Here is a 26,186-nt window from a genome sequence, read left to right on the forward strand (position 1 = left end):
CACAAATGGGCGCCGCGCCTGAAGCCGACGCGGTCCAAGGCGAGGAAGACCGAGCAAGTGCCTACGCCGGCCGCCCCGCCTCGCCCCGCCGCGAGGGTGTCGCACCTCTCGGGAGAAGCCGCGCAGCGGCTCAGGGGGAACTAAAGTTCCGGCATGATCGCCTCGGCATAGTCATACAGCGCCCCCAGGATCTCCTCGCCGCGCTCGTCGGCAGTTTCCGATAGCTGATCGACCATGGCAAACATCTGCTCGGCCGTGCGTGCGCCGCCCTTTCCTTCGATCAGGCAGGCCGCGCAGTGCTGCAGCCAGCGCTGGCGCTCGGCCGGGTTCAGGCTGGCGGGGAAATTGCGGGCGCGGTAGCGGAACAGCAGTTCGGTCAGGCGTGCATCGTCGAAGCCCGTGCGGTCCAGCGCCAGCTCCTGCGCGGACAGGCTGCGCAGGTGGCTCAGGCGGCGCCGGTCCTCGTTGCCCACAAAGCCGCCGTACAGGTCCTGGTCGGCATCCAGCCCTTCCTGCGCAGGGCGCTGGTGAACGGCACGCCACAGCGCGCTCATGTCGGGCAGGTCCCGTGCAATGGCCGCATGGCCCATGCACTGCTCCACATCGATGCCCCATTGCGCGGCCATGGCCGGGCTCAGCGTCTTGAGGCTGCCGACCACCATGGGCGACTTGTTGACGTGGATGCTCTTGATAGGCAGGCGCTGCATGCCTTCGGGCAGGTCGGCCGCGCGCGAGAACAGGCGCAGGCGCAGCGTTTCCACGTCGATGGAGGCCAGCTCGGACGGGTCCTGCGCCAGATCCCAGCAGATGATCTCGTTCTTGTTGGTGGGGTGCGTGGCCAGCGGCCACATGACGGCGATGCAGCCGCGCTCGGGCCGGATCATGCCGCTGACGTGCAGGAAGGGCCTGGCATGCGTCGGCTCGGCCGGCAGGCCCATTTCCTGCAGCACACGGTCCTTCTTGTGCAGCGAGAAGGCGAAGTCGAACAATCTGGGCTGGACCTTGCGGATCAGCCGGGCCAGCCCGATGGTGGCACGCACGTCGGACAGGGCATCGTGCGCCTTCTCGTGCAGCAGGCCGTTGGCGCGGGCCAGGTCCTCGAGCTTGAAGCTTGGAGATCCATCCTCCTTTTTCGGCCAGACAATGCCTTCGGGGCGCAACGCATAGACCATGCGCACCACGTCGAGCAGGTCCCAGCGCCCGCAGCCGTTTTGCCATTCGCGCGCATAGGGGTCGATGAGGTTGCGCCAGAACATGAAGCGCGTGATCTCGTCGTCAAAACGGATGGTGTTGTAGCCCACGCCCACGGTGCCGGCCTGGGCCAGTTCCGCCTCGATGCGGGCGGCGAACTGGGCCTCGGGCATGCCCTGCTCCAGGCATTGCTGGGGCGTGATGCCGGTGATCAGGCAGGACTGCGGATCGGGCAGGTAGTCGCCTGCCGGCTGGCAATACCACATGACGGGCTCGCCGATTTCATTGAGTTCCGCATCGGTGCGGATGCCCGCGAATTGCGCGGGCCGGTCATAGCGCGGCTGGGCGCCGAAGGTCTCGTAGTCGTGCCAGAAGAAGGTATGGGCCATCGGGCGAGTATGCCTGCGAAAAAAGTGCGTCCGGACATCACAGCAAGGGTGAGCAAAGGCGCGCGCCGGAGTCGAACAGGCGCAGTGCGAAGCCCAGGTCGCGCTTGAAATGCACGCGCTGCGCCTGCTCCAGGTCCAGCTCGAACTGGCGCGCCAGGTCGCCATTGAGCTGGGGCCCGTAGGCGATGGCGCAGACTTCGTAGTTCAGGAAGAAGCTGCGGTAGTCGAAGTTGGCCGTGCCGATGATGGAGATGCTGCCGTCCACCACCAGCGTCTTGGAGTGCAGCATGCGCGCCTTGTATTCGTAGACGCGCACGCCGCAGCGGATCAGTTCGTCGTAGTAGGAGCGCGCGGCCGCCGTGACCAGGGCCGAATCGGAGCGGCGCGGCACCAGCAGCTGCACATCCACGCCGCGCAGCGAGGCATTGGTGAGCGCGGCCAGCGCGGCCTCCGTGGGAACGAAGTACGGCGTTGTCAGCCAGACACGCTCCTCGGCCGCGTTGATGGCCGCAAGATGGGCGCGGTAGATGGCCTGCAGGCCGTTGTCGGGGCCGGAGGTGATGATCTGCACGGGCAGCGGGCCCTCGGGCGCGTCCGGCAGCAGCAGGTCGATGTCGGCGGGCTCGCTCTTGGGGTCCTTTTCGAGGGCGTAGGCCCAGTCCTCGAGGAACACGGTCTGCAGCCAGTTGACGATGGCGCCCTCCAGGCGCAGGTGCACGTCGTGGTAGGCATCGGGCATGACACGCGCGTTCTCTTCGTCGGTCACGTTGACGCCGCCCGTGAAGCCCACCTTGCCGTCGCACACCAGGATCTTGCGGTGGGTGCGGAAGTTGATGACCGGGCGCAGCCGCCGGCCGATCTTGGTGCCATGGAACAGCGCGACCTCGGCGCCCGCATCCTCCAGCGGCTGCAGAAAGCGCCGCCCCAGCTTCTTGGAGCCCAGGGCATCCACCAGCAGGCGCACCTGTATGCCTGCGCGGGCCCGCTGCATCAGCAGGTCGCGCAGGGCCGTGCCGGTCTGGTCGGGCTCGAAGATGTAGTACTCGAGGTGGATGTGGTGGCGTGCGGCATTCACCGCATCGATGATGGCGTCGAAGGTGGCCGCGCCACCGACCAGCAGCCGCAGGTCGGTGGCCGTGCTCACCGGAAAGTCGCTGGTGGCGGCCACCAGTCGCGCGACCTGGTGCAGGCGCTCGGGACTGCCGGGCATGCGCTCGCGCAGCCGCTGCACGCCCGAGCGCACGCGCGATGTCTTGCGCGCGCGCAGCCGCTTGATGCGCTGGCGCTTGAGCCGTTGCGGGCCGAAGAAATAGTAGATGGCCAGCCCGCCCACGGGAATCGCCGCCATGGACAGCAGCCAGCTCAGTGTGGCCACGGGTGCGCTGCGCTGCAAAAGGATCCACACCGCGACGATCACCACATAGACCGACCAGGTCACCGACAGCAGCAGCAGCGCATTCTCATGGGTCAGGTACTGACGAAGCCACTCCACAAAGACTCCTTCGGGCGGATCAAAGAAAAAGCCGGCAGCCCGGAGGGCTGTCGGCTTGCGCGATGGGCATCAGGCGATGCACATCAGTCGGCGGTGGCCTCTTTGGGCTCGGCCGGCTCGGAAGCCGGGTCCTGCCTGGGCTGGGGCGTGATGTCGAGCTTGACTTCGCCCTTGTCGGCATCGTCGGCGTCGGCCACCCAGTCCACTTCCAGGCGGCCACCGTCGACCAGCTGCCCGAACAGCAGCTCGTCGGCCAGCGAGCGCCGGATGGTGTCCTGGATCAGGCGCTGCATGGGACGGGCGCCCATGAGCGGATCGAAGCCCTTCCTGGCCAGGTGCTTGCGCAGCGCGTCGGTAAAGGTGACCTCCACGCGCTTTTCGGCCAGTTGCTGCTCCAGTTGCAGCAGGAACTTGTCGACCACGCGCAGGATGACCTGCTCGTCCAGCGGCTTGAAGCTGACGATGGCGTCCAGACGGTTGCGGAACTCCGGCGTGAACAGGCGCTTGATGTCGCCCATTTCGTCGCCGGCCTGGCGCGGGTTGGTGAAACCGATCGAGGCCTTGTTGATGGTCTCTGCACCCGCGTTCGTGGTCATGATGAGGATCACGTTGCGGAAGTCGGCCTTGCGCCCGTTGTTGTCCGTCAGCGTGCCGTGGTCCATGACCTGCAGCAGCACGTTGAAGATGTCTGGATGCGCCTTCTCGATTTCGTCGAGCAGCAGCACCGAATGCGGCTTCTTGGTCACGGCCTCGGTCAGCAGGCCGCCCTGGTCAAAGCCCACATAGCCCGGAGGCGCGCCGATCAGGCGGCTGACGGCATGGCGCTCCATGTACTCCGACATGTCGAAGCGGATCAGGTCCACGCCCAAAATGTAGGCCAGCTGCTTGGCCGCTTCCGTCTTGCCCACGCCGGTGGGGCCCGAGAACAGGAAGGAGCCGATCGGCTTGTCCGGCTTGCCCAGGCCCGAGCGCGCCATCTTGACCGAGGAGGCCAGCGCTTCCAGCGCCTTGTCCTGGCCGAAGACCACGCTCTTGAGGTCGCGCTCCAGCGTCTGCAGCTTGCTGCGGTCGTCGTTGGACACGTTGGCAGGCGGAATGCGCGCGATCTTGGCCACGATGGCCTCGATCTCGGCCTTGTCGATGGTCTGCTTGCGCTGCTCCACCGGAATGATGCGCTGCGCGGCGCCGGCCTCGTCGATCACGTCGATGGCCTTGTCGGGCAGGTGGCGGTCATTGATGTACTTGGCCGACAGCTCGGCCGCAGCCTGCAGGGCGGCAGCGGCGTACTGCACGCTGTGGTGTTCCTCGAAGCGCGACTTCAGGCCCTTGAGGATGTCCACGGTCTCGGCCACCGTGGGCTCGACCACATCCACCTTCTGGAAGCGCCGCGACAGGGCCGCGTCCTTCTCGAAGATGCCGCGGTACTCGGTGAACGTGGTGGCGCCAATGCACTTGAGCTGGCCGCTGGACAGCGCCGGCTTGAGCAGGTTGGACGCGTCCAGCGTGCCGCCCGAAGCGGCGCCCGCGCCGATCAGCGTGTGGATTTCGTCGATGAACAGGATGGCGTTGGGCTTGTCCTTCAGCGACTTGAGCACGCCCTTGAGGCGCTGCTCGAAATCGCCACGGTACTTGGTGCCTGCCAGCAGCGCGCCCATGTCCAGCGAATAGACCACGGCCTCGGTCAGCACCTCGGGCACCTTGCCTTCGGTGATGCGCCAGGCCAGGCCTTCGGCGATCGCCGTCTTGCCCACGCCGGCCTCGCCGACCAGCAGCGGGTTGTTCTTGCGGCGGCGGCACAGGATCTGGATGGTGCGCTCGACCTCGTAGTCGCGCCCGATCAGCGGATCGATCTTGCCGTCCTTGGCCGCCTGGTTGAGGTTCAGCGTGAACTGCTCCAGGGGCGAGGCCTTTTCGTTGCGCTCGCCACCGGCACCCTCTTCGGATTCCGCAGGGTTCTCCGCCTTCGCAGGCTCGGGCGGCTCGCCCTTCTTGATGCCGTGGGCGATGAAATTGACCACGTCCAGGCGCGTCACGCCCTGCTGGTGCAGGTAGTAGACGGCATGCGAGTCCTTTTCACCGAAGATGGCGACGAGCACGTTGGCGCCCGTGACTTCCTTCTTGCCGTTGCCGGTCGATTGCACATGCATGATGGCGCGCTGAATCACACGCTGGAAACCCAGCGTGGGCTGCGTGTCCACTTCGTCGGTGCCCGCGACCTGGGGCGTGTTGTCCTTGATGAAGTTGGACAGGGCCGAGCGCAGGTCATCGATGTTGGCTGAGCAGGCGCGCAGCACTTCCGCTGCACTGGGGTTGTCCAGCAGGGCCAGCAGCAGGTGTTCCACGGTGATGAACTCGTGGCGCTGCTGGCGTGCTTCGACAAAGGCCATGTGCAAGCTGACTTCCAGTTCCTGGGCGATCATTGATGACTCCTTTTCGCTTGCTGGGGATTATTGACTGCAACCATAAATCAGGGCGGCCCGGGTTTATTCAACAGGCTCGAACATGGCCTGCAACGGATGGCCCGCTTTCTGGGCGGCCTGCAGCACCTGCTCGACCTTGGTGGCCGCCACATCGCGCGAGTACACGCCGCAGACGCCGCGGCCGTCGAGATGGATCTTGAGCATGATCTGGGTGGCCGTTTCGCGGTCCTTGCCGAAGAGTTCCTGCAGGACGATGATGACGAATTCCATGGGCGTGAAGTCATCGTTGAGCATCACGACCTGGTACATCTGCGGCGGCTGCACGCGCTGGCGCCGCCGCTCCAGCACCACGGCGCCGTCGTCATCGGACACGGGCCGCACTGTGGGAATGGCAGGAGGGGTCGAAGGGGGTTGGGTTGCCATGAAAATCATTCTAGCCATCGGAGCCACTGTTTTCCGGAAGGGATATGCGAGGCGTGCCTGAAGAATTCAAGCGCGGCGCCTGCCCAGGCTGGCCAGCACGCACCAAAGCAGTGCCTGCTTGCCGCCACCGGACGCTGCGCCACCTTGCGCGTCATTCGTAGACCACCTTGACCTGGGCGCTGCCCGCCTGGGCATACCAGGCGGCCAGGGCCGCGTCGCTGGGATAGAAGCGGCTGCCGTCGCCCAGGGCCAGCTCGCAGCTGGCCGAGCCGCGCTCGTCCTCGCAGACCAGTCCCAGGCGCACCTTCATGCCGCGCTGCAGCTCGCCATGCTCGCCCTGCTCCACCACGGCGGGGAACTGGCGCAGCAGGCCGACCACGTCGGGCATCTTCTCGCCCACGCTGACCTGCAGGTAGCGCGCGAAACGGCAGCGCGCATCGGCCAGGTTGAACAGCTGCTGAGCCTTCATGCGCAGGCCACCGCTGAAGTGGTCCAGTTGCAGGCGCCCGGTGATGACGACGAATTCGTCGTCCTTGAGCAGATCGCGATAGGTATTGAGCGTGTTCTCGTCCACCGAGGCCTCGATCACGCCCGAGCCGTCATCGATCTTGAACAGGCCCAGCCGCCCGCGCTGGCCGTTGATGGCGCGGAAGTCGCTGATGATGCCGGCCAGGGTCTGGGGCTCGCGGCTGTCGCGCAGCTCGGCCAGCGGCGTGCGCACGAAGCGGCGCACCTCCTTTTCGACCTCGTCGAACAGATGGCCCGACAGGTAAAAGCCCACGGCGGTCTTTTCCTGGGTCAGCCTCTCCTTCACGCCCCAGGGCAACGCATCGGCCAGGGGCGGCTCCTGGGTGCTGGAGCCCACGGCGTCCTCGCCCATCATGTCGAACAGCCCGCCCTGGTTGGCATTGGCCAGCGTCTTGTTGGCGAACTCGAAGGCATGGTCGATGGAGGCCACCAGGGCCGCGCGGTTCAGTTCGATGGCATCGAAGGCACCGCCCTTGATCAGGGCTTCCAGCGTGCGCTTGTTCAGGCGCGTGCGGTCCACGCGCACGCAGAAGTCGGCCAGGCTCTTGAACGGCCCCTTGTCGGCGCCGCGCGGGCCCACGCCACGGCCTTCACGGGCCGCGATGATGGCCTCGATGGCCTGCTGGCCCGTGCCCTTGATGGCACCCAGGCCATAGCGTATGACCTTGTCGGTGACGGGCTCGAAACGGTACATGCCGCGGTTGACATCCGGCGGCTCGAAGCTGATGCCCATCTTGAGCGCGTCTTCGTACAGCACCTTGAGCTTGTCGGTGTTGTCCATTTCCACGGTCATGTTCCCGCAGTAGAACTCGGCCGTGTAGTGCACCTTCAGCCAGGCCGTGTGATAGGCCAGCAGCGAGTAGGCGGCGGCGTGCGACTTGTTGAAGCCGTAGCCCGCGAACTTCTCCATCAGGTCGAAGACCTCGTCGGCCTTTTCCTCGCTGATGCCCTGCTTGGCCGCGCCCTCGCGGAAGATCCCGCGGTGCATGACCATTTCCTCGACCTTCTTCTTGCCCATGGCACGGCGCAAGAGGTCGGCGCCGCCCAGCGAGTAGCCGCCCAGCACCTGGGCCGTCTGCATCACCTGCTCCTGGTAGACCATGATCCCGTAGGTTTCGGCCAGCACCTTTTCGACCAGCGGATGCGGATACTCCACCACTTCCTTGCCGTGCTTGCGCGCCACGAAGCTGGGAATCAGGTCCATGGGTCCCGGGCGGTACAGGGCGTTCAGGGCGATCAGATCTTCCAGCCGGCTGGGCTTGGCGTCGCGCAGCATGCCCTGCATGCCGCGCGATTCAAACTGGAACACGGCCTCGGTCTTGCCCTCGGAAAACAGCTGGTAGGTGCGCGCATCGTCCAGCGGGATGTTCTCGAATGCGAAGTTCTCCTGGCCCTTGTGGCGCTTGATGATGAACTCGCGCGCGATCTCCAGGATGGTCAGCGTGGCCAGGCCCAGAAAGTCGAACTTCACCAGGCCCACGGCCTCCACATCGTCCTTGTCGTACATGGCCACGGCCGAGTCGCTGCCCGGCTGCTGGTACAGCGGGCAGAAATCGGCCAGCTTGCCCGGGGCAATCACCACGCCGCCCGCGTGCATGCCAATGTTGCGTGTCATGCCTTCGAGCTTCTGGGCCATTTCAATCAGTGTCTTGACGTCTTCTTCTTTGTCGATGCGCTCGGCCAGCATGGGCTCGGCCTCGATGGCGTAGGTGTACTTGTCGCCCTCCTTCTTGGGATTGGGCGGGTACTTGAGCGTGACGTGCAGGCCAGGCTTGTTGGGAATGAGCTTGGAGATGCCATCGCAGAAGGTGTAGCTCATGTCCAGCACGCGGCCCACGTCGCGGATGGCCGCGCGCGCGGCCATGGTGCCGAAGGTGGCGATCTGGCTGACGGCGTCGCGGCCATACAGCTGCTTCACGTAGTCGATGACGCGGTCGCGGTTGGCCTGGCAGAAGTCCACGTCGAAGTCGGGCATGGACACACGCTCGGGATTGAGGAAACGCTCGAACAGCAGGTTGTATTCCAGCGGGTCCAGGTCCGTGATCTTGAGCACGTAGGCCACCAGCGAGCCGGCGCCCGATCCGCGGCCCGGACCCACGGGACAGCCGTTGAGCTTGGCCCACTTGATGAAGTCACCCACGATGAGGAAGTAGCCCGGAAAGCCCATCTTGAGGATGGTGCCGATCTCGAACTCCAGTCGCTCGACATAGCGCTCGCGCTGGGCCTCGCGCTTGGCGGGGTCGGGATAGAGATGGATCAGGCGTTCCTCCAGTCCCGCAAAGGACTCCTGGCGGAAGAACTCGTCCATGGTCATGCCTTCGGGCACGGGGAAGTTGGGCAGCTGCGGCTTGCCCAGCACCAGCGTCAGGCTGCAGCGACGCGCAATTTCCACGGTGTTGGCGATGGCGCTGGGAATGTCGGCAAACAGCGCCTGCATCTGCGCGACGGTCTTGAAATGCTGGTCGCGCGTGAAGCGGCGCACACGCTTGGGGTTGGCCAGGATCTCGCCCTCGGCGATGCACACGCGCGCCTCGTGCGCTTCGTAGTCGTCGGGGCCGAAGAACTGTATGGGGTGCGTGGCGACCACGGGCAGGTTCAGGCGATCGGCCAGTTGCACGGCGGCCAGCACATGGGCTTCGTCGTCAGGCCGGCCTGCGCGCTGCAGCTCGATGAAGAAGCGGTGCGGGAACATGCTCGCCAGCCGCTGGGCGACGGCTGCTGCGCCGGCCTCGTCACCGCGCATCAGTGCCTGGCCCACCGGGCCGGCCTGGGCGCCGGCCAGCACGATCAGGCCTTCGCCCAGCTCCTGCAGCCAGGCCCATGTGTGCACGGCCTGGCCCTTGACCACATTGCGGGTCCAGCCCCGGGCCAGCAGCTCGGACAGGTTGTGGTAGCCCAGCGGGCTTTGCACCAGCACGATGATGCGCGAGATCGCGGCGCCGTTTTCGCCCTCGATCTGGATTTCCGCGCCCAGCACGGGCTTGACGCCCTTGGCCCGGCCTTCGCGATAGAACTTGACGCCGCCAAACAGGTTGTTGAAGTCTGTGACGGCCAGTGCGACCTGCCCATCCTCGGCGGCGGCCTTGACGATGGCGTTGATGCGGTTGGTTCCGTCCACGACGGAAAATTCGGTGTGCAGGCGCAAATGGACAAACATATGGGCGCCATTGTAGAAAGCTCCGCAATGCCGGGACCCGTTCGCGGCCATGCCTTTGCCGCCGCCCCCGCCTGCGGGGCGGGCATCGCAGGCCGTTACAATGCCTCGGCCCGGTTGCGGGAAAATCAGGCTTCATGCGGCCCCTCAGCGCGGCCCGCGTCCCTGCCCGCCAACCCTCTCACCGCCCTTCGATTGCCCGAGAAACGTCCACCATGCAGCGTATTCCCCTGTCCATCGTTCCCGCCGTGCTGGTCGCAGGCGTCCTGACAGCCTGCTCCAGTACGCAACAAGACCCTACTGCCAAGTGGACCCCGGACCGCATCTATACCGAGGCGCGCGACGAAGCCGCGTCCGGTGCGTTCGACAAGGCCGTTCCGCTGTTCGAGAAGCTCGAAGGCCGTGCCGCCGGCACGCCCCTGGCCCAGCAGGCCCAGCTCGACAAGGCCTATGCCCAGTACAAGAGCGGCGACAAGGTCCAGGCCACGGCCACGCTGGACCGCTTCCTGAAGCTGCACCCGGCCAGCCCCGCCACCGACTACGCCCTGTACCTCAAGGGCCTGGTCAACTTCAATGACAACCTGGGCATGTTCTCCTGGCTGTCGCGCCAGGATCTGTCCGAGCGCGACCAGAAGGCCGCCAAGGACTCCTTCGAGTCATTCCGCGAGCTGGTGACGCGCTTCCCCGAGTCGCGCTACGCCGAAGACTCGCGGCTGCGCATGCAGTACATCGTCAACTCGCTGGCGCAGTACGAAGTCCATGTGGCCCGCTACTACTACGGACGCGGCGCCTACGTGGCCGCCATCGCACGTGCGCAGACCGCCGTCAAGGACTACCAGGGCGTGCCCGCCGTGCGCGAGGCCATGCAGATCCTGGTGAACTCATACGATGCACTGGGCATGACCCAGCTGCGTGACGATGCGCAGCGCGTGCTGACCGCCTCGTACGGCCAGGACTCCGATAAGGACGTCACGGCAAAGCAGAAGTCGTGGTGGAAACTGTGGTGACCTGCGGCGCAGGCTGCGCCAGCGCCTGCAGGGCCTGAACAAAGGCCGCCTCGTCCTCCAGAGTCCGCATGGGCGGCAGCGCAGCGCGCAGCCGCCGCCCATAACCCTTGGCGGTCAATCTGGGATCGCAGACCACAAGCACGCCGCGATCCGTCTCGCGCCGGATCAGGCGCCCGGCGCCCTGCTTGAGCGCCATCGCGGCCTCGGGCAGCATGTAGTCGGCAAAGGCCTGCCGGCCCACGGATTCCAGACTGCGCGACCGTGCCTCGACCAGCGGATCGTCGGGCGGCGGAAACGGCAGCTTGTCGATGACCACCAGCTGCAGCGCATCGCCAGGCAAATCCACCCCTTCCCAGAAAGTGGCCGATGCCACGAGAATGCAGCCGCGCCCCGCGCTGGCGCCCTTGCCTTCGCCCGCTGCAACAAAGCGCTCGATCAAGGTCAGCTTGGGCGCCTGCCCCTGGACCAGCACATCAAGTTCACCGAACAGCCCCAGCGACTGCTGCAGCGTGTCGCCTATGGCGTGCAGGGCACGCAGCGTGGTGGTCAGCACCAGGGTGCGGCCGCCCAGGCGCTGGGCCGCATCCAGCGCCAGGCGTGCCACCTCGGCGCTGTGGGCCGGGCTTCCTGCCTCGGCAAAAGGCCGCGGCACATAAAGCGCCGCCTGCCGCGCATAGTCGAAGGGGCTGTCCACGCGCAGCACCTGGGCCTCTCGCAGTCCGCAGGGCTCGGTGAACCAGCTCAGCCGCTCGTCGTCGCCCAGCGTGGCAGAGGTGAAGATCCAGGCGGTGCCCGCTGGCGGCTCGTACGGGGCGGTGGGTGCGTTTTCCTGCGGCTCGGCGTCTTGCCCGCTTCCTTCCTGATGCTCTTGCTCTTGCTCTTGCTCTTGCGTCGGACCCAGCAGCCGCGTGCGCATGATGTGTGCAATGGTCAGCGGAGACTCCAGCATGCGCATCTGCTGGCTGCCCAATTCCAGCCAGCGCACCGTGTCTTGCACGGCCGCCGCCGCGAAGGTGGCCAGGCGCCGCAGCAGTTCGCTGCCGCGCTCGAGCAGCCTGCGCAGTTCGGGATCGCTGACCTGCAATTGCACCAGCGGCTCCACCAGCGCCCGCAGGCTGCGCCCCAGCGTGACCAGGGCCGTGCGCCAGCTCTGGGCGTCCAGTCCCTGCGGCGTCACGCCCTGCCAGGACAGACGTCCGCCCACAGGGGGCTTGCCTGCGGCCAGGCGCAGCTCGCGCAGTGCCTGCTCCACACGCGCCGAGAGCATCATCCAGTCGGCCATGCCGCGTGCCAGTTCCTGGCCGGCGCGCAGCACATCGCGGGCATAGCCCGTCAATTGCTGGCCCGACAGGCTCAGGCCAGCGAACTGCACGCCGGTGTCGTTGAGCTGGTGGGCCTCGTCCACCACCACCACGCCCGCGCTGGGCAGCAGTTGGGCCACACCCGAATCGCGCACGTCGAGGTCGGCAAACATCAGATGGTGGTTGATGACCACCACGTCGGCGTCCAGCGCGGTGCGGCGGGCCACGTTGACATGGCAGTCCTGCCAATGCGGGCAGTCCGAGCCCAGGCAGTTGTCGCGCGTGGAGGTGACCAGGGGCAGCGCGGGCGAACGCTCGTCCAGCGCGGGCAGCTCGCCCAGGTCACCTGTGCGCGTGGTGCGCGCCCAGCGCTCGACCAGGGCCACGCTGCGCAGCACCTGCGGGTCCTGCGGCGCCGTGCGGCCCTGGCGCACGCGCTCCAGCCGCTCCAGGCACAGGTAGGCGCTGCGCCCCTTGAGGCGCGCCATGCGCAGCGGCATGCCCAGGGCGGCCACCAGACGCGGCAGATCCCGTGCGAACAATTGGTCCTGCAGCGCACGCGTGGCCGTGGACACCAGCACGCGCTGGCCGCTGAGCAGGGCCGGCACCAGATAGGCATAGGTCTTGCCCACGCCCGTGCCGGCCTCCACGACCAGGGTCTGGCGCTCTTCGATGGCCTGGGCCACGGCCAGGGCCATGCGGGTCTGGCCTTCACGCGGCAGGAACTGCGCCTCGGCGCGCGACAGCAGGCCTTGCGGGGCGAAGGCCGCCTGCACGGCGGCGGTCAGGGAATGCACAGGACAGGTCCGGTTGTTGAAAAAGACAGCGCCACGGGAGCCGGGCGAGCCGGCACCGGGGGCAGCGCTCCGATAATATGCGCCATGCCACTGGTGTGCCCATCCGCCGCCCCAAGAGCCCACCAAACCAGAGACCATGCAGCCAGCGTACCGACTCCAAGCCGCCACAGGCATCCATCGCGGTGACAGGCAATACCAGCAAGACCAGGTGATGCTCATGGCCCACCCGTATGTCCACGGCTGCCTGCTGGGCGTTCTGGCCGACGGCATGGGCGGGCGCAGCGGCGGGCGCAAGGCCTCCGACCAGGTCATGCTCACGGCGCGCCAGTTGTTCGAGCGCTTCGAGCCGGGCAAGGAGGACTGCACAGCGCTGCTGGAGAGCATCGTGCGCGAGTCGCACACGGTGATCCGTCTGACCGCCATTTCGGCCGAGCAGGAGCCGCACAGCACCATCGCCGCCTTCGTGCTGCTGCCCCAGGGCCGCTGCCACTGGGTGCATTCGGGCGATTCGCGCATCTACCACTACCAGGACGCGACCATGGTCCACCGCACCAAGGACCATTCCTATGTGCAGTCGCTGGTGGACCGGGGAGAGCTCACCGAATTCGAGGCCCACGTGCACCCCAAGTCCAACATCCTGCTGGGCTGCCTGGGCACCGAGGCCGAACCGCCCATGAGCCACCACGTGATCGAGCGCGTGTATCCGGGCACCACCCTCATGGCCTGCAGCGATGGCGTCTGGCACTACTACACGGCCGAGGAACTGGGCACCGTGCTCAACGCGCTCACTCCGCGCGAGGCCACGGAGTTCCTCATCGACAAGGCCCGCGTGCGCGCCCAGGGCGGGGGCGACAACCTGTCCTTGGTGGTGCTCAAGCTCGAGGCGCTGGAGTCGGCCCAGACGGCTTGAACCGGGGTTGGAGCATCCAGGCCCTCACGCCAGCCCCCACCCGGTTGGCCTGTTGGCGCGTGGCAGAGAAAAAAAGGATCAGGGAGCAGGCGGCGCCGGCAGCGGCGCAGCCTGGGGACCGCGCTCGCGGGCCGCTTCGGCGGCACGGGCCTTGCGCTCGGCCGCTTCCTTCTGCTTGGCTTCGAACTGCGCACGCGATGCCGCGCGCCGCTCCTGCTCCTGGGCGGACTGGCGCTGCTCCATCTGGGCCTGCCGTTCGCGCTGGTGGCTGGCCTGCTGGGCGGCGCGCTGCTGCGCCTCCTGGGCGCGCTGCGCGCGCAGGGCCTGGGTATCGCGTTGCACGGCCGGCGGCCGTTCCTTGGCCTCCATGGTGGAGGCTGCCTTCTGCGCCTTCTTGGCCTCGATGTCTTCCAGGCGCTGGACGGCGCGCTCCTTGCGCTCCTCGTCGTTGATCTGAAGCTCGCGTTCGCGCAGCGGACGATCCTGCTCACGGGCCTCTTCGCGCGCCTGCTTGAGGCAGTCTTCCACGGCAAAGCGCTGGTAGCACTCGGACTCCAGGGCCGTGCGCCGGCGCTCGATGACGGCGCGCTGGGCTGCGATGTCGGCACGCGCGGCCTTGCGTTCGGCCTGGGCCTGCCTGGCCGCCTGGCCAGGCTCCCGCGCGGCATCGGCCGCCACGGCCGGGCCCGCCAAGGCCAGGCAGGCCAGCGCGGCGCCCAAAGGAACGGGCAGTTTCTTCACAAGGGCAAAAGCAGAGGTGGGCAGTTTCAGCATGTACAGGTCCGGCAAACGACGCCAGGCGCGGCCACCTGCCTCAGGTCAGGCTGGTATCCACCACGCGGCGCTCCAGCGCCAGGAATTCCTTGGACTGCATCTCGTTCAGGCGCGAGACGGTGCGGGGGAACTCATGGGCCAGCGGGCCCTCAGTGTAAAGCTGCTCGGGCGGCACGGCGGCCGAGATGACCAGCTTGACCCTGCGGTCGTACAGCACGTCCACCAGCCAGGTGAAGCGCCGCGCGGGCGACGCCATGTTGACCGGCATATAGGGCACGTCGGACAGCAGCACGGTGTGGAACTGGCTTGCGATCTCCAGGTAGTCGTTCTGCGAGCGCGGGCCACCGCACAGCTCGCGGAAGTCGAACCAGACCACGCCGCCGGCGCGGCGGCGCGCACGGATCTCGCGCGCCTCGATGTGCAGCACCGGGTCCTCGTCCTTGACCTCGGCCAGCTTGTCGAAGGTCTCGGTCATGGCCGCATCGGCCTCGGCACCCAGCGGCGTGTGGTAGAGCCTGGCGTTTTCCAGCGTGCGGCGGCGGTAGTCCGTGCCGTTGTCCACGTTGACGACTTCCATGCGTTCGTTGAGCAGGTCGATGGCCGGCAGGATGCGGTCGCGGTGCAGGCCGCCCGGGTACAGCTCGTCGGGCTTGAAGTTGGAGGTGGTGACAAAGCCCACGCCGTTGGCGAACAGCGACACCAGCAGCCGGTGCAGGATCATCGCGTCCGTGATGTCGGCCACGTGGAATTCATCGAAGCAGATCAGCTTGTACTTCTTGGAGATGCGCGCACCCAGCACGTCCAGCGGGTTCTGGGTGCCCTGCAGCACGGCGAGTTCACGGTGGACCTCGCGCATGAATTCATGGAAATGCAGGCGCACCTTGCGCCTGAGCGGCACGGCATTGAAGAAGCAATCCATGAGAAAGCTCTTGCCGCGCCCCACCCCGCCGTACATGTAGACGCCACGGGGGATCTCGGGATGGTTGATGAGCTTCTTGAAGGCATTGGAGCGGCGCTGGCGGTAGACCGTCCAGTCGTCGGCACAGCGCTGCAGCGCCTCGACGGCGCGCAGTTGCGCAGGATCACTGTGAAAGCCCTTGGCTACCAGTTCGGCCTCGTAGGCCTCTCGCACTGAAACGCTCATGCAGCATCAACCATTTGCTATGTATTCAGAAGCTGAAAGCGCTTGCAGAGCAAGCGCTTTCAGGTCTCGGATTGGCTAGATGGCTAGCCTGGCACTCAGAAGTTCAGAGTACGCTTGTCGACTGCCAGGGCAGCCTCCTTGGTGGCTTCGGACAGCGAGGGGTGGGCATGGCAGATGCGGGCGATGTCTTCGCTCGATGCCTTGAACTCCATGGCAACAACGGCTTCGGAGATCAGCTCCGAGACCATGGGGCCGACCATGTGCACGCCCAGGATCTCGTCGGTTTCGGCATCGGCCAGGAACTTGACCATGCCCGTGGTGTCGCCCAGGGCGCGCGCACGGCCGTTGGCCAGGAAGGGGAAGCTGCCGGCCTTGTACTTGACGCCCTGCTCCTTCAGTTGCTGCTCGGTGCGGCCCACCCAGGCGATTTCGGGGCTGGTGTAGATCACCCAGGGGATGGTGCCGAAGTTCACATGGCCATGCTGGCCGGCGATGCGCTCGGCCACGGCCACGGCCTCTTCCTCGGCCTTGTGCGCCAGCATCGGGCCGCGCACCACGTCGCCCACGGCCCAGACGCCGGGCAGGCTGGTCTTGCAGTCGTCATCGACCACGATGCAGCCGCGCTCGTCCAGGGCCAGGCCCACCGCCTCGGCATTGAGGCCGGCGGTGTTGGCCGTGCGGCCAATGGAGATGATGAGCTTGTCAGCCTCCAGCGCCTGGGCTTCACCCTTGGCGTTGGTGTAGGCGATGGACACGCCCTTCTTGCCGGACTTGACTTCGCCGATCTTCACGCCCAGCTCGATCTTCAGGCCCTGCTTGTCGAAGGCCTTCTTGGCTTCCTTGGCGATCTGCTCGTCCACGGCGGGCAGGAACTTGTCCATGCCCTCGAGCACGATGACTTCGGTGCCAAGACGGCGCCAGACCGAGCCCATTTCCAGGCCGATCACGCCGGCGCCAATCAGGGCCAGCTTCTTGGGGGCCTTGCCCAGGCGCAGGGCGCCGTCGTTGGACAGGATGTTCTCTTCATCGAAGGGCACGCCGGGCAGAGCGCGGGCGTTGGAGCCGGTGGCCACCACGATCTGCTTGCCCGTCAGCACTTCCTCTTCCTTGCCGGCGACCTTGATCTCGTAGCCGCCTTCGACGGCCTTGACGAAGGAACCACGGCCGTGGAAGAACGTGACCTTGTTCTTCTTGAACAGGTACAGGATGCCGTCGTTGTTCTGCTTCACGACCGCATCCTTGCGGGCGATCATCTTGGCCACGTCCATCTCGACCTTGCCGGTGGAGATGCCATGGTCGGCAAAGTGCAGGTTGGCGTGCTCGAAGTGCTCGGACGACTGCAGCAGGGCCTTGGAGGGAATGCAGCCCACGTTGGTGCAGGTGCCGCCCGGAGCGGCGCCGCCGGCGGCGTTCTTCCACTCGTCGATACAGGCCACGTTGAAGCCCAGTTGCGCGGCACGGATGGCGGCGATGTAGCCGCCAGGGCCCGCGCCGATGACGATGACGTCGAATTGCTTGCTCATTTCAGGAATCTCTTGTCTGTGATGCATGAAAAAACCCACCGCAGGGCGCGCGGCCAAGGGTGGGTTTTCGTCGTGTCGAACCCTGTGGAATTACAGGTCGAACAGCAGGCGCGAAGGATCTTCCAGCGCGTCCTTCATGGCCACCAGGCCCAGCACGGCTTCGCGGCCGTCGATGATGCGGTGGTCATAGGACATGGCCAGATAGTTCATCGGGCGCACCACGACCTGGCCGTTCTCGACCATGGCACGGTCCTTGGTGGCGTGCACGCCCAGGATGGCCGACTGGGGCGGGTTGATGATGGGGGTGGACATCATCGAGCCGAAGGTGCCGCCATTGGAGATGGAGAAGGTGCCGCCGGTCATTTCTTCAATGCCCAGCTTGCCTTCGGCAGCCTTCTTGCCGAATTCGGCAATCTTCTTTTCGATGTCGGCGAAGCTCATCTGGTCTGCATTGCGCAGGATGGGCACCACCAGGCCACGGGGCGAACCCACGGCGATACCGATGTCGAAGTAGCCGTGGTAGACGATGTCGTTGCCGTCCACGGATGCGTTGAGCACCGGGTACTTCTTCAGGGCGTGCACGGCCGCCTTGACGAAGAAGGACATGAAGCCCAGCTTGGTGCCGTGTTCCTTGGTGAAGGCGTCCTGGAACTTCTTGCGCAGATCCATCACCGGGGCCATGTTCACTTCATTGAACGTGGTCAGGATGGCGTTGGTGGACTGCGACTGCAGCAGACGCTCGGCCACGCGGGCACGCAGGCGGCTCATGGGCACGCGCTGCTCGGGACGGCCGCTGAGGTCTTCCTTGGCGGACGGAGCCGACACCTGGGGCAGCGCCTTGGTGGGCACGCCGGTGGGAATGACGGCAGCGGTGGACTGCACGCCGCCCTTGATGGCGGCCAGCGCGTCACCCTTGGTCACGCGGCCATCCTTGCCGGAGCCAGCCACGCCGGCGGCCGACAGGTTGTTTTCGGCCAGCAGCTTGGCAGCGGCGGGCATGGCGACATCACCCTTGCTGCCACCGGTGGCGGCCGCGGCTGCGGGCGCTGCAGCGGGAGCGGCTGCAGCGGCGGGGGCGGCTGCAGGAGCGGCAGCGGCCACACCGGCCACGCCTTCGGTGTCGATCTTGGCGATCAGCTGCTCGGCCACCACGGTGGCGCCGTCACCTTGCACGATCTCGGCCAGCACGCCAGCGGCGGGCGCGGGCACTTCGAGCACGACCTTGTCGGTTTCGATCTCGATGAGGATCTCATCGACTGCAACCGCTTCGCCGGCCTTCTTCTTCCAGGTCAGCATGGTGGCCTCAGCGATGGACTCGGACAGCTGGGGAACTTTGACTTCAACGATAGCCATTTGTGATTCTTTCCAAAAGTGTTCTGTACTGATACGTAGCGGGTGGGGGCTGCCTTACTTGTTCAGGACAAAACCCTTGAGCTTGGAGAACGCGCCTTCCACCAGGGCCTTTTGCTGCTCCTGGTGCAGGTGGGCGTATCCCACGGCGGGCGATGCCGAGGCAGCGCGGCCGGAGTAGCCCAGCTTCTGGCCATCGAGCATGTTCTCGTGGATGTAGTGCTGCACGAAGAACCAAGCGCCCTGGTTCTGCGGCTCGTCCTGGCACCAGACGATGTCGGTGGCGTTGCCGAACTTCTTCAGTTCAGCGGCGAAAGCCTTGTGCGGGAAGGGGTACAGCTGCTCGACGCGGATGATGGCGACGTCCTTGCTTTCCTTCTCGGTGCGCTTCTTGACCAGGTCGTAGTAGACCTTGCCGGAGCATGCGATCACGCGCTTGACCTTGGCCGCGTTCTTCACGACGGCTTCGTCCTGCTCAGGGATCACGGTCTGGAAACCGCCGCTGGTGAACTCGGACAGCGGCGAGGTGGCGTCCTTGTTGCGCAGCAGCGACTTGGGGGTCATGATGACCAGCGGCTTGCGCAGCGGGCGCACCATCTGGCGGCGCAGCACGTGGAAGATCTGGCTGGCCGTGGTCGGCTGCACGATCTGCATGTTGGCGTCGGCGGCCAGCTGCATGAAGCGCTCCAGGCGCGCCGAGCTGTGCTCGGGGCCCTGGCCTTCGTAGCCGTGCGGCAGCATCAGCGTCAGGCCGTTGATGCGGCCCCACTTGACTTCACCGGAGGCGATGAACTGGTCGATCACGACCTGGGCGCCGTTGGCGAAGTCGCCGAACTGGGCTTCCCAGATCACCAGGGTGTTGGGGTCGTTCGACGCATAGCCGTACTCGAAGCCCAGCACGGCTTCTTCGGACAGGATGGAGTCGATGACGGTGAACGGAGCCTGGCTGTCGGCCACGTTCTGCAGCGGGATGTAGGTGCCTTCGCTCCACTTCTCGCGCTTTTGGTCATGGATGACCGAGTGGCGGTGCGTGAAGGTGCCGCGGCCGCAGTCCTCGCCCGACAGGCGCACGGGGTAGCCCGATGCGACCAGCGATGCGAAGGCCATGTGCTCGCCCATGCCCCAGTCCACGTTGACTTCGCCGCGGCCCATGGCTGCGCGGTCGTCATAGACCTTCTTGACCAGCGCGTGCGGCGTCACGGTCTCGGGGATGGTGGTGATGCGTTCGGCCAGGCGCTTCCATTCCGTCAGCGGGATGGCGGTGTCGCCGGCGTCCGTCCAGGTCTTGCCCAGGAACGGGCTCCAGTCCACGGCGTACTTGCTCTTGAAGTTGGTCAGCACCGGGTCCACGGTGTGGCGGCCTTCGTCCATGGCGGCGCGGTAGGCCTTGGCCATGTCGTCGCCCAGCGATTCGCCCAGGCCCTGTGCGGCCAGCTTGTCGGCGTACAGCTTGCGGGTGCCGGGGTGGGCGCCGATCTTCTTGTACATCAGCGGCTGGGTCAGCGCGGGGGTGTCCTGCTCGTTGTGGCCCAGCTTGCGGAAGCAGACGATGTCCACGACCACGTCCTTGGAGAATTCCATGCGGAACTCCAGGGCCAGCTGCACGGCCAGCGCCACGGCTTCCGGATCATCGCCGTTGACGTGCAGCACGGGCGACTCGATCATCTTGACGATGTCGGTGCAGTACAGCGTGGAGCGGGTGTCGCGCGGATCGGAGGTGGTGAAGCCGATCTGGTTGTTGATGATGATGTGCACCGTGCCGCCCGTGGTGTAGCCACGGGTCTGGGCCAGCGCCAGGGTTTCCTGGTTCACGCCCTGGCCGGCGAAGGCTGCATCGCCGTGCACCAGCACGGGCAGCACCTGCTTGCCGTGCGGGTCGTCGCGGCGGTCCATGCGCGAGCGCACCGAGCCTTCGACCACGGGGTTGACGATTTCCAGGTGCGAGGGGTTGAAGGCCAGCGACAGGTGGACGGGGCCGCCTGCGGTGGACACGTCGGAGCTGAAGCCCTGGTGGTACTTCACGTCACCGGCGGGCAGGTCCTCGGGGGCGGTGTGGTCGAACTCGGCGAACAGGTCCTTGGGCATCTTGCCCAGGGTGTTGACCAGCACGTTCAGGCGGCCGCGGTGGGCCATGCCGATCACGACTTCCTGCACGCCCTTCTGGCCGGCAGCGTTGATCAGCTCGTCCATGGCGACGATGAAGCTCTCGCCACCTTCCAGCGAGAAGCGCTTTTGGCCGACGTACTTGGTGTGCAGGTAGCGTTCCAGGCCTTCGGCAGCCGTCAGGCGGTCAAGGATGCGCTTTTTCCGGCTGGCATCAAAGCTGGGCTTGGTACGGCTGGTTTCCAGCTTTTGCTGCCACCAGCGCTTTTGCGTCTGGTCCGTGGCATACATGTACTCGGAGCCGATGGTGCCGCAGTAGGTTTCGCGCAGAGCGTTCATCAGCTCGCGCAGGGACATGCTTTCCTTGCCGAAGAAGGTGTTGCTCGTGTTGAACACCGTTTCCTGGTCGGCATCGGTGAAGCCGTAGAACGACGGCTCCAGCTCGGGAATTTCGGGGCGCTCGGTGCGCTTGAGGGGGTCCAGATCGGCCCAGCGTGCGCCGACATTGCGGTAGGCGGCGATCAGTTGCTGGACGGCGGTGCGCTTGCGGCCCAGCTCGGAGTCGGCGCCGGAGGCCACGACCACCTTGGTGCCGCCTTGCTTGGCGCGCTCGGCGAAAGCGTTGATGACGGGCTGGTGTGGAACGTCCTTGGCGTCGGTGCCATCGACTGCGGGCACATGTTGCAGTGCATCAAAGTACTCGCGCCAGGAATCCGGCACGCTACCGGGATTGGCCAGGTAGTTTTCGTACATTTCTTCGACGTAGGGGGCATTGCCGCCGAAGAGGTAGGTATTGCCTTGGTAGGCTTGGTAGACCGACGTCTGATCGCTCATATTGCGCTGACCTCAGCCTCCCTGAGGGAGGCATTAGCTGGTTTGTGGAACCTTCCGCGACACGGCTGTACCGATTGGCGGATGCGACTGTGGCTGGGGAAGGGCCTGGTTGCGACCGCCATTGTGCCACCGTTCAAACATCGCAGCAGGGCAGTTACCAAGTGATTACCTGAACTCTCCGGGAGTTCCCGCAGTCGCGTACATTGGCGCATCTTCCGAACGGACCGCCAGATGAACCTGCTGCCCCTACACAAACGCACTTTCATGCTGCTGCTGATTGCGGCAACCATAGGCTTCGGTGCCGTGCTCTGGGAGTTCATGGGGGCCATCTTCTGGGGCGTCGCCCTGGCCATCCTGTTTTCGCCGCTGCACCGGCGCCTGCTGGCGCGCATGCCACGGCGCACCAATCTCGCCGCCCTGTCCACCCTGCTGCTGTGCCTGGTGGTGGCCATCCTGCCGCTGGCGCTGATCGGCGCCTCGCTGGTGCGCGAGGCCTCGTTGATCTATGAGCGCGTCAACAGCGGCAACCTGGATGCAGGCACCTATGTGCAACAGATCATGGACGCCCTGCCCTCCTGGGTCACACCCTGGCTGGAGCGGTTGCACCTGGGTTCGCTGGCCGAGCTGCAGGACAAGCTGTCCAGCATCGCCATGCAGGCCTCCAAGCTGGCCGCCACCAAGGCGCTGGGCATAGGCCAGAACACCTTCGGGTTTCTGGTCGGCTTCTGCGTGATGCTGTACCTGCTGTTCTTCCTGCTGCGTGACGGCCGCGACCTGACACAGCGCATCCGCATGGCCATCCCGCTGCAGTCCGACCACAAGGCCGAGCTGTCGAGCAAGTTCACCACCGTGATCCGCGCCACCGTCAAGGGCAACCTGGCCGTGGCGGCCGCCCAGGGCGCGCTGGGCGGGCTGATCTTCTGGATTCTGGGCATCCAGGGGCCCGTGCTGTGGGGCGTGGTGATGGCGTTCCTGTCGCTGCTGCCCGCCGTGGGCGCCGGCCTGATCTGGGCACCGGTGGCCATCTACTTCCTGGCCACCGGTGACATGGGCAAGGGCCTGATCCTGATCGCCTACGGCGTGCTGGTGATCGGACTGGTGGACAACGTGCTGCGCCCGCTGCTGGTGGGCAAGGACACCAAGATGCCCGACTACATCGTGCTGATCTCGACACTGGGCGGCATGGCTCTCTTCGGACTGACGGGTTTTGTGATAGGACCCGTGATCGCGGCGCTGTTCATGGCAATCTGGGACATGTTCACGCGCATGCAGCTGCAGGATGAGGAAAGGCGCCGCCAAATGGCCCAAACGGTGAACCCATCGGTGAACAAGACGGGTTTGGCGCATGCTGAATATCAGACGTCGGATGATCTGGGCCTCAAGCATGCCCCGCGCGATCCGGGCCCGCCGGCACGCTGATCCACCCCGGCCTCCGCTCCCGGGGGAGGCCAAAAACCCCATTCGGCAATTCAATCGACGCAAATGGTTCGCATTCACCCAATAGACTGTATTGATCGATGCCATTCAGCCAGCCAATGAATACCGGATTGATATAAAACAAAATATCCGAAGCCTTCAAACCAGATAATCAATTCAACTGATGAATCAGCCGGACACCGGGCCGGCAAGCCCCGCGCAGCAAGGTGCAGCGGGGAGGCCGCGCATGAATGCCGCACAGGCCGACTCGGGATTAAGGGTTATTTCCCGGATTGTTTTCGGGGTGCACTCGTAGAATTTGCTTACAAGCGTCAATTTCTATTAGAAGGTACCCCACATGGTCCAATTCTCCAGACGCCAGTTCATGAAAGTGACTGGTTCGACTCTGGCCGGATCCAGCCTGGCGTTGATGGGCTTCTCGCCCACGGCCGCCCTGGCTGAAGTGCGCCAGTTCAAGCTGGCCGCCACCACGGTCACCCGCCAGACCTGCACCTACTGTTCGGTAGGCTGCGGCATCCTGATGTATTCGCTGAGCGATGGCGTCAAGAACGCCAAGCTGTCGGTGATCCACGTCGAGGGAGATCCCGACCACCCCGTCAACCGCGGAACGCTGTGCCCCAAGGGCGCATCGCTGCTGGACTTCGTCCACAGCCCGCACCGCCTGAAGTATCCCGAGTACCGCGCGCCCGGCTCCACCGAGTGGAAGCGCATGTCCTGGGATGAGGCGCTGACCCGCATCACCAAGCTGCTCAAGGACGACCGCGACGCGAACTTCGTCGAGCAAAACGACAAGGGCCAGACGGTGAACCGCTGGCTGACCACCGGCATGCTGGCCGCCTCGGCCTCCAGCAACGAAGCCGGCTACGTCACACACAAGGTAGCCCGCTCCTGGGGCCTGCTCGCACTCGATAACCAAGCACGTGTCTGACACGGCCCGACGGTGGCAGGTCTTGCCCCGACGTTTGGCCGTGGAGCGATGACGAACCATTGGGTCGACATCAAGAACGCGGACGTTATCCTGATCATGGGCGGCAATGCCGCTGAAGCACATCCCTGCGGTTTCAAGTGGGTGACCGAAGCGAAGGAGCACAACAGTGCGCACTTCATGGTGGTCGATCCGCGCTTCAACCGCTCCGCCTCCGTGGCCGATTTCTACGCCCCCATCCGGTCGGGCTCGGACATCGTGTTCCTGGGTGGCGTGATCAACTATCTGCTGACGAACGACAAGATCCATCACGAATACGTGAGGAACTACACCGACTTCTCGTACATCGTGAAGGAGGAGTTTGCGTTCGACGAGGGCATCTTCTCGGGCTACGACCCGCAGACCCGCAAGTACGACAAGTCCAGCTGGGACTATGAACTCGACGCCGACGGCTACGTGAAGGTGGACGCCAGCCTGCAGCATCCGCGCTGCGTGTACCAATGGCTCAAGCGCCACTACGCCAGCTATACGCCCGAGAAGGTGGAGAGCGCCTGCGGCACGCCCAAGGAAAAATTCCTGCATGTGTGCGAGAAGCTGGCTTCGACGGCAGTGCCGGGCCGCGCCGCAACCATCCTGTACGCACTGGGCTGGACACAACACACCACGGGTGCGCAGATCCTGCGCACGGGCGCCATGGTGCAACTGCTGCTGGGCAACATCGGCGTGGCCGGCGGCGGCATGAATGCGCTGCGCGGGCACTCCAACATCCAGGGCCTGACGGACCTGGGGATTCTGTCGGCCTCGCTGCCAGGCTATCTGACGCTGCCCAACGAAGGCGAGCAGGACTACCAGAAGTACATCGACGCGCGCACGCCCAAGGCCATGCGCCCGGGCCAGATGAACTACTGGTCGAACACGCCCAAGTTCCACGTGAGCCTGATGAAGGCCTGGTGGGGACCGGCGGCCACGGCCGAGAACAACTGGGCCTTCAACTACCTGCCCAAGCTGGACAAGCAGTACGACATGCTGCAGGTGTTCGACATGATGGCGCAGGGCAAGATCAACGGCTACATCGCCCAGGGCTTCAACCCGCTGGCGGCTCTTGCGAACAGCAACAATGTGCGCGAAGGCCTCAAGAAGCTGAAGTTCCTGGTGATCATGGACCCGCTGGTCACCGAAACGTCGGAGTTCTGGAAGAACCACGGCGAGTTCAACGACGTGGATTCGGCATCCATCCAGACCGAGGTGTTCCGCCTGCCCACGACCTGCTTTGCCGAGGAAGACGGCGCCGTCGTCAGTTCCTCGCGCGTGCTGCAGTGGCACTGGAAGGCGGCCGAGCCCCCGGGCGAAGCCAAGACCGACATCGCCATCATGTCGGCCCTGCACCTGCGCCTGAAGCAGGCCTACGAGAAGGACGGCGGCAAGTTCCCCGAGCCGATCACCAAGCTGTGGTGGCCGTATGCCCATGCCGATCATCCGACTTCGGAAGAGATCGCCAAGGAGTACAACGGCCGCGCGCTGGTGGACCTGTTCGACCCCAAGGACCCGACCAAGCTCATCCGCAAGGCCGGCGAGCAGCTCGCCGGCTTCGGCGAGATGCGCGACGACGGCACGACGATGGGCGGCTGCTGGATCTGGGCTGGCTGCTGGACCTCGTCCGGCAACCAGATGGCCCGACGCGACAACAGCGACCCTACGGGCATAGGCAATACGCTGAACTGGGCCTGGGCCTGGCCGGCCAACCGCCGCGTGCTCTACAACCGTGCCTCGTGCGACCGCAACGGCCAGCCGTTCAATCCTCAGCGCACGCTGATCCGCTGGAACGGCAAGACCTGGGGCGGCGCCGACGTGCCCGACATGGGTCCGACCATGCCGCCTGAGACCACCGATCCGTTCATCATGAACCCCGAGGGCGTGGCGCGCTTCTTCGCCCGCAAGGGCATGAACGAGGGACCGTTCCCCACCCACTACGAGGCCTTCGACAACCCGCTGGGATACAACCCCATGTATCCCGACAACAAGCTGGCTGTCATCAACCCGGCCGCCCGCATCTTCGACTCCGCCAAGGATTCGGCAGGCTCGCCCAGCGAGTTCCCGCATGTGGGCACGACGTACCGCCTGACCGAGCACTTCCACTATTGGACCAAGCACGTTCAGTTGAACAACATCGTTCAGCCCGAGCAGTTCGTGGAAATCGGCGAGGCGCTGGCCAAGGAACTGGGCATCGAGACGGGCCAGCATGTGAAGGTCAGCTCCAAGCGCGGCTTCGTCAAGGCCGCCGCCGTGGTGACCAAGCGCATCAAGCCCATGAAGATCGATGGCAAGACCATCCACCACGTGGGCGTGCCCATTCACTGGGGCTTCTCGTCGACGGGCCGCAAGGGCTACATGGCCAACAACCTGACGGCATCGGTGGGCGATGGCAACAGCCTTACCCCGGAATCCAAGACCTTCCTCGTGAAGGTGGAAAAGGTTTAAGGAGCA

At 65.5% G+C, this 26,186-nt stretch carries 15 protein-coding genes; 4 read left to right on the top strand and 11 right to left on the bottom strand.

Going from position 1 to position 26,186, the window contains the following annotated elements; translation table 11 throughout:
* Positions 1 to 140: 140 nt before the first annotated feature.
* From sbcB to dnaE, 5 genes are all read right to left on the bottom strand, one after another.
* Positions 141 to 1,580, bottom strand: coding sequence for an exodeoxyribonuclease I (sbcB, locus tag PO605_RS10000; RefSeq protein WP_047473455.1), 1,440 nt, complete (start codon positions 1,578 to 1,580; stop codon positions 141 to 143).
* A gap of 37 nt (positions 1,581 to 1,617) precedes the next feature.
* Positions 1,618 to 3,072, bottom strand: coding sequence for a cardiolipin synthase (gene cls, locus PO605_RS10005; protein ID WP_272206410.1), 1,455 nt, complete (start codon positions 3,070 to 3,072; stop codon positions 1,618 to 1,620).
* 83 nt (positions 3,073 to 3,155) lie between these two features.
* Entirely contained in the window at positions 3,156 to 5,492 is a 2,337-nt protein-coding gene (clpA, locus tag PO605_RS10010) for an ATP-dependent Clp protease ATP-binding subunit ClpA (RefSeq protein ID WP_047472864.1), read from the bottom strand.
* Between the two features lie 63 nt (positions 5,493 to 5,555).
* The gene (gene clpS / locus PO605_RS10015) at positions 5,556 to 5,933 is read right to left on the bottom strand and encodes an ATP-dependent Clp protease adapter ClpS (RefSeq protein WP_016454840.1); all 378 of its coding nucleotides are present in this window, start codon (positions 5,931 to 5,933) and stop codon (positions 5,556 to 5,558) included.
* A 133-nt stretch (positions 5,934 to 6,066) separates the two neighbouring features.
* The gene (gene dnaE / locus PO605_RS10020) at positions 6,067 to 9,600 is read right to left on the bottom strand and encodes a DNA polymerase III subunit alpha (RefSeq protein WP_047218165.1); all 3,534 of its coding nucleotides are present in this window, start codon (positions 9,598 to 9,600) and stop codon (positions 6,067 to 6,069) included.
* A 212-nt stretch (positions 9,601 to 9,812) separates the two neighbouring features.
* On the opposite strand from dnaE, the gene PO605_RS10025 reads away from it, so the two are divergent.
* On the top strand, positions 9,813 to 10,604 hold the full coding sequence (locus tag PO605_RS10025; protein WP_016454842.1) for an outer membrane protein assembly factor BamD: 792 nt from the start codon (positions 9,813 to 9,815) through the stop codon (positions 10,602 to 10,604).
* Here the strand turns inward: PO605_RS10025 and PO605_RS10030 are convergent.
* Positions 10,567 to 12,702, bottom strand: a complete 2,136-nt coding sequence (locus tag PO605_RS10030; RefSeq protein ID WP_272206411.1) for an ATP-dependent DNA helicase — start codon at positions 12,700 to 12,702, stop codon at positions 10,567 to 10,569. The two genes, PO605_RS10025 and PO605_RS10030, sit on opposite strands and share 38 nt — an antisense overlap.
* A gap of 136 nt (positions 12,703 to 12,838) precedes the next feature.
* Between PO605_RS10030 and PO605_RS10035 the strand changes: the two genes are divergently transcribed.
* Entirely contained in the window at positions 12,839 to 13,612 is a 774-nt protein-coding gene (locus PO605_RS10035) for a PP2C family protein-serine/threonine phosphatase (RefSeq protein ID WP_026062214.1), read from the top strand.
* Between the two features lie 78 nt (positions 13,613 to 13,690).
* Here PO605_RS10035 and PO605_RS10040 read toward each other — a convergent pair whose 3' ends face one another.
* The 5 genes from PO605_RS10040 to PO605_RS10060 form a co-directional block, all read right to left on the bottom strand.
* On the bottom strand, positions 13,691 to 14,386 hold the full coding sequence (locus PO605_RS10040) for a hypothetical protein (RefSeq protein WP_016454844.1): 696 nt from the start codon (positions 14,384 to 14,386) through the stop codon (positions 13,691 to 13,693).
* Positions 14,387 to 14,426: 40 nt separating this feature from the next.
* Positions 14,427 to 15,530 carry a cell division protein ZapE gene (gene zapE / locus PO605_RS10045; protein ID WP_016446859.1) on the bottom strand — a complete coding sequence of 368 codons (1,104 nt, stop codon included), beginning with the start codon at positions 15,528 to 15,530 and terminating at the stop codon, positions 14,427 to 14,429.
* Positions 15,531 to 15,625: 95 nt separating this feature from the next.
* On the bottom strand, positions 15,626 to 17,053 hold the full coding sequence (gene lpdA / locus PO605_RS10050) for a dihydrolipoyl dehydrogenase (RefSeq protein WP_017404783.1): 1,428 nt from the start codon (positions 17,051 to 17,053) through the stop codon (positions 15,626 to 15,628).
* A 90-nt stretch (positions 17,054 to 17,143) separates the two neighbouring features.
* Positions 17,144 to 18,406: a 2-oxoglutarate dehydrogenase complex dihydrolipoyllysine-residue succinyltransferase gene (odhB, locus tag PO605_RS10055; RefSeq protein ID WP_016454845.1), complete on the bottom strand. Its 1,263-nt coding sequence runs from the start codon at positions 18,404 to 18,406 to the stop codon at positions 17,144 to 17,146.
* Between the two features lie 54 nt (positions 18,407 to 18,460).
* Entirely contained in the window at positions 18,461 to 21,340 is a 2,880-nt protein-coding gene (locus PO605_RS10060) for a 2-oxoglutarate dehydrogenase E1 component (RefSeq protein WP_016446856.1), read from the bottom strand.
* A gap of 231 nt (positions 21,341 to 21,571) precedes the next feature.
* Between PO605_RS10060 and PO605_RS10065 the strand changes: the two genes are divergently transcribed.
* Positions 21,572 to 22,759 carry an AI-2E family transporter gene (locus PO605_RS10065; protein ID WP_016446855.1) on the top strand — a complete coding sequence of 396 codons (1,188 nt, stop codon included), beginning with the start codon at positions 21,572 to 21,574 and terminating at the stop codon, positions 22,757 to 22,759.
* 355 nt (positions 22,760 to 23,114) lie between these two features.
* Positions 23,115 to 26,180, top strand: a complete 3,066-nt coding sequence (gene fdnG, locus PO605_RS10070) for a formate dehydrogenase-N subunit alpha (protein WP_156135959.1) — start codon at positions 23,115 to 23,117, stop codon at positions 26,178 to 26,180.
* The last annotated feature ends 6 nt before the right edge of the window (positions 26,181 to 26,186 follow it).

It is taken from the genome of Delftia sp. DT-2 (assembly GCF_028401915.1).
In the GTDB taxonomy this organism is placed as follows: Bacteria; Pseudomonadota; Gammaproteobacteria; order Burkholderiales; family Burkholderiaceae_C; genus Comamonas; species Comamonas tsuruhatensis.